At 72.2% G+C, this 16,574-nt stretch carries 15 protein-coding genes; 11 read left to right on the forward strand and 4 right to left on the reverse strand.

Annotated elements, in window-relative coordinates:
• The first annotated feature begins 54 nt into the window (after positions 1 to 54).
• The 4 genes from JK356_RS05275 to pknB all read left to right on the forward strand — a co-directional run bounded on the left by JK356_RS05275 (position 55) and on the right by pknB (position 6,763).
• Entirely contained in the window at positions 55 to 1,608 is a 1,554-nt protein-coding gene (locus tag JK356_RS05275) for a Stp1/IreP family PP2C-type Ser/Thr phosphatase (RefSeq protein ID WP_201866343.1), read from the forward strand.
• Positions 1,609 to 1,611: 3 nt separating this feature from the next.
• Positions 1,612 to 3,012, forward strand: coding sequence for an FtsW/RodA/SpoVE family cell cycle protein (locus JK356_RS05280; protein WP_201866344.1), 1,401 nt, complete (start codon positions 1,612 to 1,614; stop codon positions 3,010 to 3,012).
• The gene (locus JK356_RS05285) at positions 3,009 to 4,490 is read left to right on the forward strand and encodes a penicillin-binding protein 2 (RefSeq protein ID WP_201866345.1); all 1,482 of its coding nucleotides are present in this window, start codon (positions 3,009 to 3,011) and stop codon (positions 4,488 to 4,490) included. Before JK356_RS05280 ends, JK356_RS05285 begins: the two co-directional genes overlap by 4 nt.
• Before the next feature lie 269 nt (positions 4,491 to 4,759).
• A complete protein-coding gene (pknB, locus tag JK356_RS05290) occupies positions 4,760 to 6,763 on the forward strand; it encodes a Stk1 family PASTA domain-containing Ser/Thr kinase (RefSeq protein WP_201866346.1) in 2,004 nt (667 codons plus the stop codon).
• A 95-nt stretch (positions 6,764 to 6,858) separates the two neighbouring features.
• Here pknB and JK356_RS05295 read toward each other — a convergent pair whose 3' ends face one another.
• The gene (locus JK356_RS05295; protein WP_201866347.1) at positions 6,859 to 7,344 is read right to left on the reverse strand and encodes a DUF5324 family protein; all 486 of its coding nucleotides are present in this window, start codon (positions 7,342 to 7,344) and stop codon (positions 6,859 to 6,861) included.
• A 175-nt stretch (positions 7,345 to 7,519) separates the two neighbouring features.
• On the opposite strand from JK356_RS05295, the gene JK356_RS05300 reads away from it, so the two are divergent.
• Positions 7,520 to 8,068 carry a peptidylprolyl isomerase gene (locus JK356_RS05300; protein WP_201866348.1) on the forward strand — a complete coding sequence of 183 codons (549 nt, stop codon included), beginning with the start codon at positions 7,520 to 7,522 and terminating at the stop codon, positions 8,066 to 8,068.
• Between the two features lie 104 nt (positions 8,069 to 8,172).
• Positions 8,173 to 9,054, forward strand: coding sequence for a rhomboid family intramembrane serine protease (locus JK356_RS05305; RefSeq protein WP_201866349.1), 882 nt, complete (start codon positions 8,173 to 8,175; stop codon positions 9,052 to 9,054).
• Between the two features lie 209 nt (positions 9,055 to 9,263).
• Here the strand turns inward: JK356_RS05305 and crgA are convergent, their stop codons facing one another.
• Positions 9,264 to 9,527, reverse strand: coding sequence for a cell division protein CrgA (gene crgA, locus JK356_RS05310; RefSeq protein ID WP_201866350.1), 264 nt, complete (start codon positions 9,525 to 9,527; stop codon positions 9,264 to 9,266).
• A 239-nt stretch (positions 9,528 to 9,766) separates the two neighbouring features.
• Here crgA and JK356_RS05315 point away from each other — a divergent pair, with 239 nt between their 5' ends.
• The 5 genes from JK356_RS05315 (at position 9,767) to JK356_RS05335 (ending at position 13,963) form a co-directional block, all read left to right on the forward strand.
• A complete protein-coding gene (locus JK356_RS05315; RefSeq protein ID WP_201866351.1) occupies positions 9,767 to 9,925 on the forward strand; it encodes a hypothetical protein in 159 nt (52 codons plus the stop codon).
• A gap of 19 nt (positions 9,926 to 9,944) precedes the next feature.
• Positions 9,945 to 10,613: an aminodeoxychorismate/anthranilate synthase component II gene (locus tag JK356_RS05320; protein WP_201866352.1), complete on the forward strand. Its 669-nt coding sequence runs from the start codon at positions 9,945 to 9,947 to the stop codon at positions 10,611 to 10,613.
• Complete coding sequence (locus JK356_RS05325) at positions 10,610 to 12,133, forward strand: class E sortase (RefSeq protein WP_201866353.1); 1,524 nt, start codon at positions 10,610 to 10,612, stop codon at positions 12,131 to 12,133. Before JK356_RS05320 ends, JK356_RS05325 begins: the two co-directional genes overlap by 4 nt.
• Positions 12,134 to 12,167: 34 nt before the next feature.
• Positions 12,168 to 13,175 (forward strand): class E sortase, encoded by a 1,008-nt coding sequence (locus JK356_RS05330; protein WP_374100612.1) that lies wholly within the window; start codon positions 12,168 to 12,170, stop codon positions 13,173 to 13,175.
• A 158-nt stretch (positions 13,176 to 13,333) separates the two neighbouring features.
• Entirely contained in the window at positions 13,334 to 13,963 is a 630-nt protein-coding gene (locus JK356_RS05335) for an antibiotic biosynthesis monooxygenase (protein ID WP_307815414.1), read from the forward strand.
• A gap of 93 nt (positions 13,964 to 14,056) precedes the next feature.
• Here the strand turns inward: JK356_RS05335 and JK356_RS05340 are convergent, their stop codons facing one another.
• The gene (locus JK356_RS05340) at positions 14,057 to 14,821 is read right to left on the reverse strand and encodes an FHA domain-containing protein (protein WP_201866356.1); all 765 of its coding nucleotides are present in this window, start codon (positions 14,819 to 14,821) and stop codon (positions 14,057 to 14,059) included.
• Positions 14,822 to 14,987: 166 nt separating this feature from the next.
• Complete coding sequence (locus JK356_RS05345) at positions 14,988 to 16,568, reverse strand: protein kinase (protein ID WP_201866357.1); 1,581 nt, start codon at positions 16,566 to 16,568, stop codon at positions 14,988 to 14,990.
• Positions 16,569 to 16,574 lie beyond the last annotated feature (6 nt).

Consider the following 16,574-nt stretch of genomic DNA (forward strand, 5'->3'; position numbering starts at 1 on the left):
GACCAGCATGACGACCGGAGCGACCGGATCGACCGGAGGGCGGCAACGGCACGCATGAGCCTCTCACTGAGATTCGCCGCCGGTTCCCACACCGGCATGATCCGCGACCACAACGAGGACTCCGGCTACGCCGGTCCCCGGCTCCTCGCCATCGCCGACGGCATGGGCGGCCAGGCGGCCGGGGAGGTCGCCAGCTCCGAGGTGATCTCCACCCTCGTCCAGCTCGACGACGACGTCCCCGGCTCGGACATCCTGACCTCGCTCGATGACTCCGTGCAGCGCGCCAACGAGCAGCTGCGCACGATGGTCGCCGACGACCCCCGCCTCGACGGCATGGGCACCACGCTCACCGCCCTGCTGTGGACCGGCCAGCGCCTGGGCCTGGTGCACGTCGGCGACTCCCGCGCCTACCTGCTGCGCGAGGGCCAGCTCACCCAGATCACGCAGGACCACACCTGGGTCCAGCGCCTGGTTGACGAGGGCCGCATCACCGAGGAGGAGGCCACCACCCACCCGCAGCGCTCGCTGCTGATGCGGGCCCTGGGCAGCGCCGACCACATCGAGACCGACCTGTCCATCCGCGAGGTCCGCGCCGGCGACCGGTACCTGCTCTGCTCCGACGGGCTCTCCGGCGTCGTCAGCCACGAGACCCTCCGCGACACCCTCGCCGCCTTCGCGCCCCCGCAGGAGACCGTCCGCGACCTGATCGAGCTGGCGCTGCGGGGCGGCGGGCCCGACAACATCACCTGCATCGTCGCCGACGTCATCGACACCGACACGCAGGAAGGCGAGTCGCTCGCCCAGCAGTTCTACGACGCCCCGCAGGTCGTCGGCGCCGTCGCCGAGAGCCAGGCGCAGCGCTTCGGCGACGGCCAGACGCCGGCCGCCCGCGCCGCCGAACTCGCCCGCCCCGCGGCGCCCCCGCCGCCCGCGCCCGGCGAGCCGGCGCTCGCCGGCGGCGCCCCCCTCGGCACCTTCGGCGACAGCGACTACGTCTCCCACGCCCCCAAGGGCAGCCCCTGGAAGCGCGTCTCCCTGATCGCGCTGGCGCTCGCCGTGCTCACCGGCGGCCTGTACGCCGGCTACCGCTGGACCCAGGGCCAGTACTACATCGCGGCCAACGGCGACCACGTCGCGCTCTACCGCGGCCTGAGCGACAGCCTGGGCCCCATAAGCCTGAACAGCCTCGAAGAGGACTACCCGGACATCGAGCTGGAGTACCTGCCGGCCTTCCAGCGCAGCCGGCTCGAGGACACCATCTCCGCCAGCAGCCTCGAGGACGCCCAGACGACCATCGCCGACCTCGCCGAGCAGGCCGAGGTGTGCCGGATCGCCGAGGAGCAGAGCCGGGCCCAGGAGGAGGCCAAGGAGCAGGAAGAGCGGCAGCGCGAGCAGGACGGCCAGCAGGACGGCCAGCAGAGCCAGGAGAACTCGCCCGGCGAGAGCGGCGGCACCGCACCGGAGGACGGCGCGGGTGAGACGGAGGGCCAGGCCGGCGGGACCGGTCAGAATGGTCAGGGGGGCAGCGAGCCCGGCGAGAGCACCACGCCGACGGCCCCCGCCATGTCCGACGACCAGCGCGACCTCGCCCGGCAGTGCGGGACGTAACCGATGAGCCAGAGCACTACGACCGTCTCCACCGGCGGACTGCCCAGCCGCCGCAACACCGAGCTGGCCATGCTCGTGTTCGCCGTCATCATCCCGGTGCTCGCCTACGCCAACACCGGCCTGGCCAGGGATGAGACGCTGCCGGCCGGCATGCTCGGCTACGGGCTCGGGCTCGGCCTGATCGCGGGCGTCGCCCACCTGGTGGTGCGCCGCTTCGCCCCCTACGCCGACCCGCTGATGCTGCCGCTGGCCACACTGCTCAACGGCCTCGGCCTGGTGCTGATCTGGCGGCTCGACCAGGAACCGACGATCACGACGGACGCGCTCGGCGGCCCGCTCGCCCCCAACCAGCTGATCTGGTCCACGGTCGGCGTCGCGCTCTTCCTGGCCGTTCTGGTCTTCCTCAAGGACCACCGCGTCCTGCAGCGCTACACCTACATCTCCATGGTGGTCGCGCTGATCCTGCTGATCACCCCGCTGTTCTTCGGCGCCGACGTCAACGGCGCCCGGATCTGGGTCCGCATCCCCGGCGTCGGCTCGCTCCAGCCGGGCGAGTTCGCCAAGATCATCATCGCGGTCTTCTTCGCCGGGTACCTGATGGTCAAGCGCGACGCGCTCGCCCTGGCCAGCCGCCGCTTCATGGGGCTGTACCTGCCGCGCGGCCGCGACCTCGGGCCGATCCTGATGGTCTGGGCGGTCAGCCTGATGATCCTGGTCTTCGAGACCGACCTGGGCATGTCACTGCTGTTCTTCGGCATCTTCGTGGTGATGCTGTACGTCGCCACGGAGCGCACCAGCTGGATCATCTTCGGCCTGCTGCTGTCGGCCACGGGCGCGATAGTCGTGGCCAACGCCAACGTCCACGTCGGCGCCCGCGTCGACAACTGGCTCAACCCTCTGGCACGCGACCCCAGCAACGACGGCGTCACCGAGACCGCCCAGGTGATGTTCTCCTTCGGCTCCGGCGGCCTGACGGGCTCCGGCCTCGGCCAGGGCTACTCGCGCCTCATCGGCGGCATCGCCACCAAGAGCGACTACATCCTCGCCACCGTCGGCGAGGAGCTGGGGCTCGTCGGCATGATGGCCGTGATCATGCTGTACGGCCTGCTCATCGAGCGCGGCCTGCGCACCGCCCTGGCCACCCGCGACCCGTTCGGCAAGCTGCTGGCCATCGGCCTCACCGGCGTGTTCGCGCTTCAGGTCTTCGTCGTGGCCGGCGGCGTGACCGGCCTGATCCCGCTGACAGGCATGACGATGCCGTTCCTGGCCCAGGGCGGCTCCTCCGTCATCGCCAACTGGGCGCTTGTCGCTCTTCTGCTGCGGATGAGTGATACTGCCCGACGACCCGCACCCGCACCCGCACCGTCTCTGGCGGCAGAGGAAACCCAGGTGGTCCGAGCATGAACAAGCCGATGCGCCGTGTCGCGATCTTCTGCGGCCTGCTCATCCTCGCCCTGCTCGTCCGTGTGAACTGGGTGCAGTTCGTCCAGGCCGACGAGCTGGCCACCCACGAGGACAACCGGCGGGTCCTGATCGAGCGCTACGCCCAGCCCCGCGGCAACATCATCGTCGACGGCGAGCCCATCACCGGCTCCGTCGAGACCGACGACGAGAACTTCCGCTACAAGCGGACGTGGGAAGACGGCGAGATGTGGGCGCCGGTCACCGGCTACTCCTCCCAGGCCTACGGCTCCACGCAGCTGGAGGAGCTGCACAACTCGATCCTCACCGGCGACGACGACCGGCTGTTCTTCAACAACACGGTGGACATGCTCACCGGCGAGGAGCGCCGCGGCGGCAACGTGGTGACGACGCTCAACGCGGACGCCCAGCGCGCCGCCTACGAGGGCCTGACCGCGCTCGACGGCGCCCGCGGCGCCGCCGCCGCCCTGGACCCGCGCACCGGCGAGATCCTCGCGCTGGCCTCCGCCCCGTCCTACGACCCCTCCACCTTCGCCGGGTACGGCGCGGAGGACCAGGAGGCGTGGGTCGCCCTCAACGAGGACGAGAACCAGCCGATGCTGAACCGGGCGCTGCGCGAGACGTACCCGCCGGGTTCCACGTTCAAGCCGGTGACCGCCGCCGCGGCCCTGGAGGCGGGCCTCCTCGACAGCGCCGACGAGCCGACCGACACGCCCGACCCGTACTACCTGCCCGAGACGAACAACGTCGAGCTGCCGAACGTCTTCGACGACGGCCGGTGCGAGGACGCCTCGCTCCGCGACGCGATGAAGTACTCCTGCAACAGCGTCTTCGCCGAGCTCAGCGACCGGGTCGGCAACGAGGCCATGATCGAGATGGCCGAGGCGTTCGGCTTCAACAACCCGGAGCTGGACACCCCGGTCCGCGCCACCGAGAGCGTCTACCCCGAGGACAACCGGCCGCAGAACGCCATGGCGGGTATCGGCCAGGCGTCCAACCGCGCCACCCCGCTCCAGATGGCCATGGTTGCCGCCGCGATCGCCAACGACGGTGTGCTCATGGAGCCCTACATGGTCGACCAGCTCGTGGCTCCCAACCTCGACGTCATCGAGCGGCACGAGCCGAGGGAGCTGAGCACCCCGATCTCCCCGGAGACCGCGCAGATCCTCCAGGAGGCCATGGAGGCCGTGGTCCAGGACGACGACGGCACCGGCACGCAGGCGCGGATCGACGGCGTCCGGGTGGGCGGCAAGACGGGCACCGCCGAGCACGGCGTCGGCAACGAGGCCATCCCGTACGCCTGGTTCATCTCCTACGCCATCACCGACGAGGGCTCTCCCGTGGCCGTCGCCGTCGTCGTGGAGAACGGCTCCGACAACAGCGACGACATCTCCGGCGGCCAGCTCGCCGGCCCCATCGCCCGGGACATCATGGAGGCTGTCCTGGAGAGCGAGAACTGACAGCGGACGTTCGGTGGCGTTCAGCCCCGAGCAGGCAACCGTACCGGGTCCGCCGCACGTCTTACCCAAGACCGGTGGTCCGTGACCGTGCCGGCAGGGCTCCGCCAGGGCCCCGCCCGGAGGCGATACCGGTTCCATATCGGCCGACCGCCACCGCACGGTCACCCCGCCCCGGGCGGGTACGGTAAGCCGGGGGTTCGGCCCCGCGCGGGGGAGCCCGGCCGCGCCGCCGGAGGGGGACGGTCGGAACACACGGAGAGGCTGGAGACATGGAAGAGCCGCGTCGCCTCGGCGGGCGGTACGAACTCGGCCAGGTACTTGGCCGCGGGGGCATGGCTGAGGTGTACCTCGGCCAGGACATTCGCCTCGGCCGGACCGTCGCCGTCAAGACGCTGCGGGCCGACCTGGCCCGCGACCCCACGTTCCAGGCACGGTTCCGCCGCGAGGCCCAGTCGGCCGCTTCCCTGAACCACCCGGCCATCGTCGCCGTGTACGACACCGGCGAGGACTACGTCGACGGCATCTCCATCCCCTACATCGTGATGGAGTACGTCGACGGCTCCACGCTGCGTGAGCTGCTGCACTCCGGCCGCAAGCTGCTGCCGGAGCGGGCCCTGGAGATGTGCATCGGCATCCTCCAGGCGCTGGAGTACTCCCACCGCAACGGCATCGTCCACCGCGACATCAAGCCGGCGAACGTCATGCTCACCCGCACCGGCCAGGTGAAGGTGATGGACTTCGGCATCGCCCGCGCCATGGGCGACGCCGGCATGACGATGACGCAGACGGCCGCCGTGATCGGCACCGCCCAGTACCTGTCGCCGGAGCAGGCCAAGGGCGAGACGGTGGACGCGCGCTCCGACCTGTATTCCACCGGCTGCCTGCTGTTTGAGCTGCTGACCAACCGGCCGCCGTTCGTCGGCGACTCGCCGGTGGCCGTGGCCTACCAGCACGTCCGCGAGGAGCCGCAGCCGCCGAGCGCGTTCGACCCCGACGTGCCGCCGGACGCCGACGCCATCGTGCTGAAGGCGCTGGTGAAGGACCCGGACTACCGCTACCAGTCCGCGGACGAGATGCGCGCCGACATCGAAGCGGCGCTCGACGGCCGCCCCGTCGGCGCCACCGCCGCGATGGGCGCGGTGCCGTACGGCTACGGCGACCAGCCGACGACGATGCTGCGCCCGGCGGAGCCGCAGACCACGGCGATGCCGCCGGTCGCCCCCGACGACGACTACGACGACGGCGGCGACCGCCGCGGCCGCCGTCACACCTCGACGATCCTGCTGGTGCTGGCCGCGATCCTCGTGCTGGTCGGCGCCGTCTTCATCGGCCGCGCCCTGTTCGCGAGCGATCCGCCCGCCAGCCAGACCGAGGTGCCCGACGTCTCCGGCCAGGAGGTCGAGGACGCCACGAACGAGCTGGTCAACAGCGGCTTCGAGGTCGCCGAGGGCGACTCGGTGCCGTGCGCCGACATCGAGGAGGGTCTGGTCTGCCGGACCGACCCGGAGGCGGGCGAGACGATAGCGCGCGGCGAGACGGTCACGCTGCTGATCTCCGAGGGCCCGGAGGCCGTCGAGGTGCCGGACGTGGTCGGTGACTCTTTCGAGGACGCCGAGGCCGAGCTGGAGGAGGCGGGATTCGAGGTCGCGCGCGAGAACCAGGAGACCGACGAGGCCGAGCCGGACACGGTGCTGGAGCAGTCGCCCGCGGCCGGTGAGGAGGCCGAGCCGGGTACCGAGATCACGCTGACGGTGGCGATCGCCCCCGAGACCGTGGAAGTGCCTGACGTGGTGGGCCAGGACTACGACGCGGCGGTGGACATCCTCGCCGAGGCCGGGTTCACCGCGACCCGGGTCGACCAGACCGACACCTCGCGTCCGGAGAACCAGGTCATCGCGCAGAACCCGACGGCGGGGACGGGCGTGCCCGAGCCGGGCGTCGTGGAGCTGACGGTCGCGGTGCCGCCGGAGCAGCCGAACGAGGTGACCGTTCCGGACGTCACCAACCAGACGCTGGAGCAGGCGCGCGCCGCGATCGAGGGCGCGGGGCTGACCGTCGCCGTGGAGGGGCCGGACATCCCGACGGCCATCGTGATGACGACCAACCCCGGGCCGAACCAGTCGGTCGAGCCGAACACGACGGTCACGGTGTACGTGTACGACCCGGCCGCCATCGGCGGCCAGGACGGCGGGAACGGCAACGGCGGGCCCGGCGGCGGGCCCGGCGGTGCCATCGGCGGCAACGAGGGCGCCATCTTCGGGCGCGGCTCCTGACCGGCGCGCCCAGCCGAGCGTGAAAGGCCGCCCCGGTCCGCGAGGGACCGGGGCGGCCTTCGTCCTCGCCCCGTGCGGGAGGTGACCCGCGTGGTTCAGCCCAGGGCGGCTGCCTCCTCATCCTCCGGGGGGATGTCCGTGGCGGGCTCCGGCTCCATCAGCCAGTCCGGGCTCGACTGCTGCTCCCACCACTTCCAGGCGGCGAAGGCGGCCCCGGCGACCACCGACAGCACCACCAGCCGCCGCGCCGTCCGCCCGGCCCGTGCCCGCCGCTCCCGGCGGCGCACCAGCGCGCGGATCTCCCGCGGCGTCACCTCGCCTTTCACGGCCGCCATGGCCGCGGCCGAACGCGCCCTGGCCTGCCGGCCCGCCGGGCCCGCGGCGGACACGGCGCGCTCCACCCGGGGAGCGAGGCGCTCCTCGTAGCGCGTGCGGGCCGCGGTGGCGGCCATCCTGGCCCGGGGCACCACGTAGGCGCGGGCCCGCCGGGCGCCGGTCATCGCGCCGTACCTGGCCGTCGCGGCGAGGGGCGCCACCGCCCCGGCGGCGTACCGCACGCCACCCTTTCCGTTGCGGGTCACGGTCTTCTCCTCCTCAATTGGGGCACCTATGCCTGTTGTCCATCTTTCTCACTCATGCGTTAATCATGCCGGTTAAGTGTCATCCGGACCCGCGAAACCGGCATCCAGCAGCCTGGCGTGTCGCCGGGCATGGGAGGATCGGGGACCGTCCCTGACGTAAATCGGAAGGCAGAACGTGGCTGAGCAGCTCTACGCCACCCTGAAGACCAACCGCGGCGACATCGAGGTCCGTCTCTTCCCCAACCACGCGCCCAAGACGGTCAAGAACTTCGTGGAGCTCGCCGAGGGCTCCCGTGAGTGGGTCCACCCGGAGACCGGCGTGCGCTCCACCTCGCGGCTGTACGACGGCACGATCTTCCACCGGGTGATCAGCGGCTTCATGATCCAGGGCGGCGACCCGCTGGGGAACGGCACCGGCGGCCCGGGCTACCAGTTCGGGGACGAGATCCACCCGGACCTGGCGTTCACCCGGCCGTACCTGCTGGCGATGGCCAACGCCGGCCCGGGCCCGAACGGCACCGGCACCAACGGCTCCCAGTTCTTCATCACCGTGGCGCCGACGACCTGGCTGACGGGGAAGCACACCATCTTCGGCGAGGTGAGCACAGAGGACGGCAAGCGGGTCGTGGACAGCATCGCCACCACGCAGACCGACCCTCGCACCGACCGTCCGCTGCAGGACGTCGTGATCGAGACCGTCACCGTGGAGAAGCGGCCCAGCTGACGGGGGCCGGATATCAAGGGCCGTCCGGGGGAACCATCCGGGCCCTCCCATCCGTAGGATCGGGAGGGCCCTGCTGGCATGCGCGAAGGGACGGCACCACCACCATGACGGACCAGGAGCAGCCACCACAGCCCGCCGTGGCGAGCTGCTACCGGCATCCGGACCGGGAGACGGGCATCACCTGCACCCGCTGCGACCGGCCGATCTGTCCCGCCTGCATGATCGCCGCCGCGGTCGGCTACCAGTGCCCGGACTGCGTCCGCGGCGGGGCGACCGCCATGCGCGCCGCCCGCCCGCGCACGCTGGCGGGCGGGACGGTGACGTCCGATCCCCGGCTGGTCACCAAGATCCTGATCGGGATCAACGCGGCCGTCTTCCTGGCCGTCCTGATCAGCGGCGACCGCCTGGTCACGGACCTGGGCATGCTCGGCTACGCCATCGACCCCGGCACCTACACGTGGATCGGGGTGGCCGCCGGCGAGTGGTTCCGGATGGTGACGGCGGCGTTCCTGCACCAGCAGATCTGGCACATCGGGCTGAACATGATGGGCCTGTGGTTCCTCGGCGGGCCGCTGGAGGCGGCGCTCGGCCGGATCCGGTACGTGGCGCTGTACCTGCTCTCCGCGCTGGGCGGCTCCACGCTGTCCTATCTGCTCGCCGAGCAGAACCAGCTGTCGCTCGGCGCCTCCGGCGCGATCTTCGGGCTCTTCGGCGCGACGGCCGTGCTGATGCGGTACCTGCGGTACGACATGCGGCCCATCGCGGTGCTGCTCGGGCTCAACCTGGTGATCACGTTCACCTGGTCCGGCATCGCCTGGCAGGCGCACATCGGCGGGCTGGTCGCGGGGGCCGCGGTCGCCTACGGGATGGTCCGGGCGCCCCAGTCGCGGCAGACGCTGGTGCAGGTGCTGACCTGTGCGGTGGTGCTGCTGGCCATCGTCGTAGCGTGCGTGATACGCACCACCCAGCTGCTGGGCGCCGTCTGACACCGGCGGCCGACCGAACAGTTATCCACAGGCAGTGGTGGATTATGCGCAGGACGTGGGGAAGGCTTCCACGCTGCGTGACGTCCCGCATTTCCGCAGGCGAACGGGGGTGCGAGCCGGATGACGGGACGGCTGCGGGCGGGACGACCGAACAAGTTATCCACATCCAACGTCGGATTATCCGCCGACCTGTGGATAACCGCGCGCGCCTACTTCCATTGAGTGGAGACCACGAACCCCACGGCGATGAACCCGAAGCCGACCACGATGTTCCAGTTGCCGAAAGCGTCCACCGGCAGGTCGCCCTGCGTGATGTAGAAGACCACGATCCAGGCGAGCCCGATGGCGAACAGCGCCAGCATCAGCGGCGCCACCCAGCGACGGCCTGATCCCATGTCGATCTTGGCCGCCTGCTGCCGTTCCGGCGGCACGTAGGCGTCGGCCTTCTTCTTCCTGACCCGGGACTTCGGCACGGGAGGTTCTCCTGTCGGTCGATCTCGCTGCTCGATCACGCCGCACGGCGCGTGGCTGGGGGATCGTCGCTAGCGTAGTCCGTCATGCCGTGATTCAGGAGTCCAGGGGCGCGGACGGATTGCGCCCGATCCCTCCGGCGGCTGGCCGCGTCGTCGTACGCTTGGGGCACGCTGCGGCTTCGGACGGCCGGTCAACGGCAGCAAGGGTACGGCAGCAAGGGAAGGGGAAGTGCGGAGCCATGTACGGCTGGATCTGGCGCCATCTGCCGGGTAACACGCTGGTGCGCTCGCTGATCTCACTGGCCCTGGTGCTGGGGGTGGTGTACCTGCTCTTTGAGTACGTCTTCCCCTGGGCGGAACCGCTGCTGCCGATCAACGACTCCGCCATCGAGGACTGACGGGAACGAGCCAGGCCCCATGACCAGCATCAGCACCAGCAGCCCCCGCGTCCTCGTCGTCGACAACTACGACAGCTTCGTCTACAACCTCGTCCAGTACCTTTACCAGCTCGGCGCCTCCTGTGAGGTGGTGCGCAACGACGCCGTGAGCCCCGGCGCGGCGGCCGGGTACGACGGCGTGCTGCTCTCGCCCGGGCCCGGCACCCCCGAGCGCGCGGGCGTCTGTGTCGACATGGTGCGCCACTGCGCCGCCGACGGGGTCCCCGTCTTCGGCGTCTGCCTCGGCATGCAGGCCATGGCCGTCGCCTACGGCGGCAGCGTGGGCCGCGCACCCGAACTGCTGCACGGCAAGACGTCCCGCGTCGAGCACGCCCAGAGCGGCGTCTTCGCCGGGCTGCCCTCCCCGCTGACGGTGACGCGTTACCACTCGCTGGCCGTCGACGAGGCGTCGCTCCCCGACGGCATCGAGGTGACCGCGCGCACGCCCGGTGGCGTCGTCATGGGTCTGCGGCACCGCGAGCTGCCTGTCGAGGGCGTGCAGTTCCACCCCGAGTCGGTCCTGACCGAGGGCGGGCACCGCATGCTCGCCAACTGGCTGGCGGCGTGCGGCGATACGGGCGCGGTGGCGCGCTCTGGCGGCCTTGCCCCGGTCGTAGGACGGACAGGCCAGCAGGAGCCCGCGGCGTGAACGGGGGGCGCCCCGGCGAGGGCGCGGCGTGGGGCGCGGGGGAGTGGGAAGAGCCTTACGCCGAGCCGGGGACGTGGGAGGCGGCCGTCAGCTCGCTGAGCGACCCGCTGACCGATCCCCTGCCCGGCACCGGCGCGCAGCCGCCCGAGGAGGCCTTCCCGGGCTACGGCGCGTCCGGGGCGCGCGCCCCGGACGCGCCGCACGAGGAGTACGCCGCGCGGGAACCGTACGCGCCCACTGAGAGCTACGGTACGTATCCGCTCGCGGACGACCTGCCGGCCGACGGATATCCGCCCGGCGCCTACCCCGACCCGGCGTATCCGGCGGAGTACCCGGACGAGTACCAGGGCGAGTATCGGAGCGACGCGTACCGGAGCGACGCGTACCAGGGCGAGTATCCGGGCGAGCCTGCCTATGGCACCGCCGGGCCGTCCGGGCTGGCGGACCCGGCTCCCCCGGTCTCCGCCGCCCAAGAGACCACCGGCGGGCCCGCTGCCGGCCCGGCCGCCGACGACCCGGAGACCGTGGGCCTGCGCCGCCCTGGCGGGCTCGGCGAGCCGGCAGACACCGAGACCGTGGGCCTGCACGTCCCCTCCGGCCTCGGCGCGGACACCGGCGGCGCGGATACCGGCGGGGAGAAGACTGCGGCGGAGCCCGCGGCCCCGGCACGCCGTGAGGGGGGCAGGGCGGCCCGCCGCAAGGCGGCCAGACGCGGCGGCCGCCGCCGGGCCGGCTCGGGTCCCCGTACGCCCCCGCCGCCCGACCCGCAGACCGTCACCGGCGGCCGCGCCGCCCGCCGCAAGGCGGCGAAGGCCGCGGCCAAGGCAGCCCGGCAGACGGGCACCGCGATCAGCAACGTCATAGGCGAGCTGTTCATCACCACCGGCGCGCTGATGCTGCTGTTCGTCGTCTACCAGGTGTGGTGGACCAACGTGGAGGCCAGGGCGCACGCCAACCACGAGCGGGAGCAGCTCCAGCGGGAGTGGGACGAGAACGGCTCCGAGGAGGGCTCCCGCACCCCGGGCGCGTTCCAGCCCGGCGAGGGCTTCGCGGTGCTCTACCTGCCGACGCTGGACGTCGTCGTTCCCATCGCGGAGACCGTGGACGAGAGCAGCGTGCTCGACAAGGGCATGGTGGGCCACTACTCGGAGGAGGACGGCCTGCCCACCGCCATGCCGTGGGACGAAGAGGGCAACGTCGGCCTCGCCGGGCACCGGAACACCCACGGCGAACCATTCCGCTACATCAACCGGCTGGAGCCCGGCGACCCGATCGTGATCGAGACGGCCGACGCCTTCTACACGTACGAGATGACCAGCCGTCTCGACTCGACATCGCCGTCGAACATCGCGGTGCTGGATCCGGTGCCGGAGCAGGGCGGGTTTACCCAGCCGGGACGCTACGTGACGCTGACCACCTGCACGCCCGAGTTCACCTCGACGTACCGTCTGATTGTCTGGGGAGAGATGGTCGAGGAGCGGCCGCGCAGCGAAGGGATGCCTGATGCCCTCGTCGGATAGGACGCCGGATGAGGCGGAGCGGAGGACACCGGCCGTGCCGGAGCAGCGCGACTCCACCGGGGAGCCGGATGAGGCGCCGGACGCCACCGGCGACGGTGCCAGAGACAGCGGCGGCGGTGACGCCACGGCCAGCGGAGTCACCAGCACGGACTCGGACGAGGAGTCCGGCGTAAGCGGCGGCACGGCCGAGGACACCGGCGGCACTGGCAGCGCCAGGGACACCGAGGACGCCGAGGATTCTGCCGAGGACACCGCGGACACCGCAGAGGACACTGCCGAAACCGCCGCCGAGGACACCGCTGGCAGTGGTGACGGGGACCCGGCGCCCCGCACCGCCAGGCGGCGCGCCCGCCTCGCCGCCGCCGTCGGCATCGTGGGCGAACTCCTCATTACCGCGGGCATCATCCTCGGCCTCTTCGTGGCCTACTCACTGTGGTGGACCAACGTCATCGCCAACCGGGAGGCCGCGCGCGACAGCGAGGCCGTCCGCGAACGCTGGGAACAGGCCGACGACGACGGGGACGACGCCACGCCCCCGCCCGAGTTCGACCCGGAGGACGGCATCGGCTTCCTGCACGTGCCGGCCATGTCCAACGACGAGATCCTCGTCAAGGAAGGCGTCAGCCTCGACGTCCTCAACGGCGGCGTCGCGGGCTACTACGACACCCCTGTCGAGTCCGCCATGCCCTGGGAGGAGGAGGGCAACTTCTCGGTGGCCGCCCACCGCGACGGCCACGGCGCGAAGTTCCACAACATCGACGACATCGAGGAGGGCGACCCGATCGTCTTCGAGACCCGCAACAACTGGTACATCTACCGGGTCTTCGCGATCCTGCCCGAGACCTCCCGCTACAACACCGGCGTGCTGGAGCCCATCCCCGAGGAGTCCGGCGCCGACGAGCCCGGCCGGTACATCACGCTCACCACCTGCACGCCGGTCTTCACCTCCGAGTACCGGTACATCGTCTGGGGCGAACTCGAACGCGTCGAGCCCGTCAACGCGCAGCGCACGCCGCCGCCCGAACTCGCCGGAACGTCCTAGCGGCCCGGCCCGCGGCCAGGACGGAAGTGAGTCCTCACGGTGTCAGTGGTCGCCGGGCAACCGGGGCCGGATGACGGGCTGGCCGGTGGCGCAGCCCGCCGGCGAGCACGCCCGGATCGCCTTGACCTCAAGCGCTGTTGAAGTTTCACAATGGCGCGGTGACTGACAACGGGATCACCCTGATCGACGCATGGGAACTGCCCGAGGACCGGATCGACGAGTCCATCGCACGCTGGCGGGAGCGCGTCGGGCTCATCCACACCGCCCCCGGGTTCCGGGATGCGCGGCTGCACCGCAGACTGCACCCGGAGTCCCGGCTCGGCCTGGTCAATGTGGCGCACTGGGACAGCACCGAAGCCCGGGACGCGGCGCTGGCCAATCCCGCCTTCACCGCGTCGGCCGCCACCGCGGCCGACTATGCCACCGTGCACGGCGGCTGGTATCAGGTGGCGGCCGAATTCCGCGCCGGGGAAGACCGTTCGGGCGAAGGACCGGGCATCACCTTCATCAATGCCGTCGAGCTGCCCGCCGAGCGGATCGATGACTTCCTGCCGCACTGGCTCGGCCACGCCGAGCTGATGAGCAAGGCGCCCGGCTTCCGGAACAACCGGCTGCACCGTGCGGTGGCCCCTGACACCCGGTTCCAGCTGGTCGGCATCGCGCACTGGGACAGCGTCGAAGCGTGGCGCGCGGCAGACAACGACCCCCGCTTCCGGCATCCCCTGTCCGCCTCCCCCGGCTTCGCCAACGCCAACCCCGCACTCTTCCGGGTCGCCGCCGCATTCTGAGCGCGGGCTCGGACTCGCGGGCATGCCTGCGCTCCCGGGCCCTCATGTGCTCGCTGGTCGCCCGCGACCAGCGAGCACACCGGAATGACCCGTCTAGTCGTCCAGCTGCCGCAACGCGGGCGGCACCAGGGAGGTCGACTCGACCAGGCCCCGCAGCAGGTTGTGCAGCAGGTCGGCGTCCGCCGGGCCCGGCAGGGTGCCCTCGCGCAGCAGCGGGTACGGGAACTGCCCCGTGCGCGCCAGCCGGTGGCGCACCGCCTCGATCCGGTGCCGGATGCGCGGCTGCGTCCAGAGCTCCTGCGGCCGCAGCTCCGCCAGCAGCTGGGCGGCCTGGCGGTACGTCAGCGGGCGCGGGTTCTCCTCATACCGCAGATAGTGCTGGCCCAGCACGACGAGCAGCAGCTCCTCGTCCGGGTCCAGCTCCCAGCGCTTGGGCGGCAGCGTCTCGGCCTCCTGCCGCGCCACGCGCACCGGCGTCTCGTAGTCCGTGACGTACAGCTCGACCAGGTGCTCCCGGTGCCCGGAGCCGCGCACAAACAGCGGGGTGTAGCCCCCTTCGAGCGGCACCGGCTCGGTCGAGGTGTGCAGCAGCCGCCCGCGCGGCAGCCGCACCAGCTGCTGGCCGGTGTTCCGCAGCCACCAGCGCCGCCGCCGGAACGTCAGCTCGCCGTGCCGGCGGCTCACCCGCAGGTCGTCCACGCGGACGCCGAGCTGCACCTCCGGGCGGGTGCCGCGGCCGAACGTCACCGTCCTGCCCGGCCGTGGCTCGGCCCGCAGCGCGCCGACGAGCGAGCGGGCGTGGAGCGTGCCGGGCGGGGACGGCGCCGCCCCGCGCGCCAGGCTGAACCGCGGTTCCATGACACGGCACCTCCTGCGTGCTCCTGCGCGCTGTCCCTGTGGCCCAGGACGGCCAGGACACCCATGACGCCCCAGGACAACGCCTCCTCACTGTGCACCGGCCCGCCCGGCACCCCTCCCGGCGCCCGCACGCGGCCGCAGCTGCGGGGATGTGGGGCCCGCGGCGTCAGCCGGGGAGCCGGGAGGCGGCGTCCTCGGCCAGCGCGGTCGCCATGCGGCAGGCCGCGGTTTCGCCCCCGGGCACGTCGCCCGCGTCGACCTGCACCAGCTCCACCGTTGGATCGCCCCACTCGTCGCGGTACTCGTGGTGCTCGACGCGGACCGTGCACGAGTTGTCGCCCGCGCTGCCCTGCTCGACGGCCGCGGTGCGCCCGCCCAGCTGCGTCAGCCGCCCGTCTTCGGCGGTCAGCGGCTGGTGGCGGTCGAAGCGCAGCGATACCCAGGTGTCCTCGGTGGTGCTGTGCCAGTCGCAGCCGAACCCGCCGAACGACACCTCCAGGTCAGCGGCGTCCACCCCGGGCACCTGGTCCGCCAGCACCGCCGGATCGACGAGCGCGCAGGCGTCGGCCCACGCCAGCGACCACGACGGCGGCTGGGGCGACCGTTCCGGCAGCGGCCCCTCGGCCAGCCGTGCCGCGGCGTGGTCAGCGGCGGCGTCGGCCAGCGCGCACAGGTCAGGGTCGCCCTCCAGCAGCTTGGCCTCCACCCGCACCGTCAGCTCCTCGCCGTCGACCTCGGAGCCGGACAGCAGGTGGCGCTCGCAGCCCTCGCTGGCGGGCGGCTGCTCGACGACGCCGACGCCGTCGACCGTCCGGGCCGGCGCGGCCAGTTCGGGTGCCAGGCCCAGGTCGAGGTTGAACTCGACGTCGACGCCGCCGTCCTCGCCCTCGATCAGCACGTCGCACCGGTCGAACCCGCCGTAGTCCGGGTCGACGTAGGCCTGGCCGAACCCGCGGAAGAGGGAGGCGTCGGCCAGCGCGCACGGATCGGCGGTCCGCTGGTTTGCCACCAGCGGCCCCTCGTCCTGGCTCGCGGCGGTGGCAGCGTCCACAGCGGCGTCCATGGCAGCGTCTGAGCCCTCGTCGCCCGCTGGGCCGCCGCCCGGCCCGTCCCGCAGCGCGAGGACCACGGCGACCGCCACGGCCGCCACCCCTAAGGCCGCCACCCCTAAGGCCGCGCCCAGCGGCACCGCCACGCGCCGCCGCAGCCGGTCCGCCGCACCGGCCCGCTGCACCGCCGGGGAGGGCGGCAGGGTGGTGGCCACGCCCAGCAGCTGGGCGCGCACCTGTGCCACCGTGGGCCGCTCGGCGGGGTCCTGCGCGCACATCGCGTCGATCAGCGGACGCAGCCGCCCCGCGTCCACCTTCCGCAGCGCCGGGTCGTCACCGCCGCCCGGCTGCCGCCCGCCGATCAGTGCCAGCAGCGTCATGCCGAGCGCGTACACGTCGCTGGCCGGGACCGGCATGCCGCCCGCCTCAAGTTCGGGCGCCGCGTAGCCGGGGGTGCGCGCGATGCCCCGGTTCGGCATGACGGTCTCGGCGGCGGGCAGCCGGTAGGCCGCGTCGAGGTCGGCGAGCCGGGCGTCATCACCCGACATCAGGATGTTGGCGGGCTTGATGTCGCAGTGCACCAGTCCGGCCTCGTGCAGGGCCGCAAGCGCCCCGGCGACCTGCGCGCCGACGGCCGCGGCCTCCTCCACCGTCATTCCCAGCCGCGTCGCCAGGCTGCCGCCGGAGGCGTACTCCATCACCAG

Source organism: Streptomyces sp. 7-21, from assembly GCF_016741785.1.
Taxonomy (GTDB): domain Bacteria; phylum Actinomycetota; class Actinomycetes; order Streptomycetales; family Streptomycetaceae; genus Streptomyces.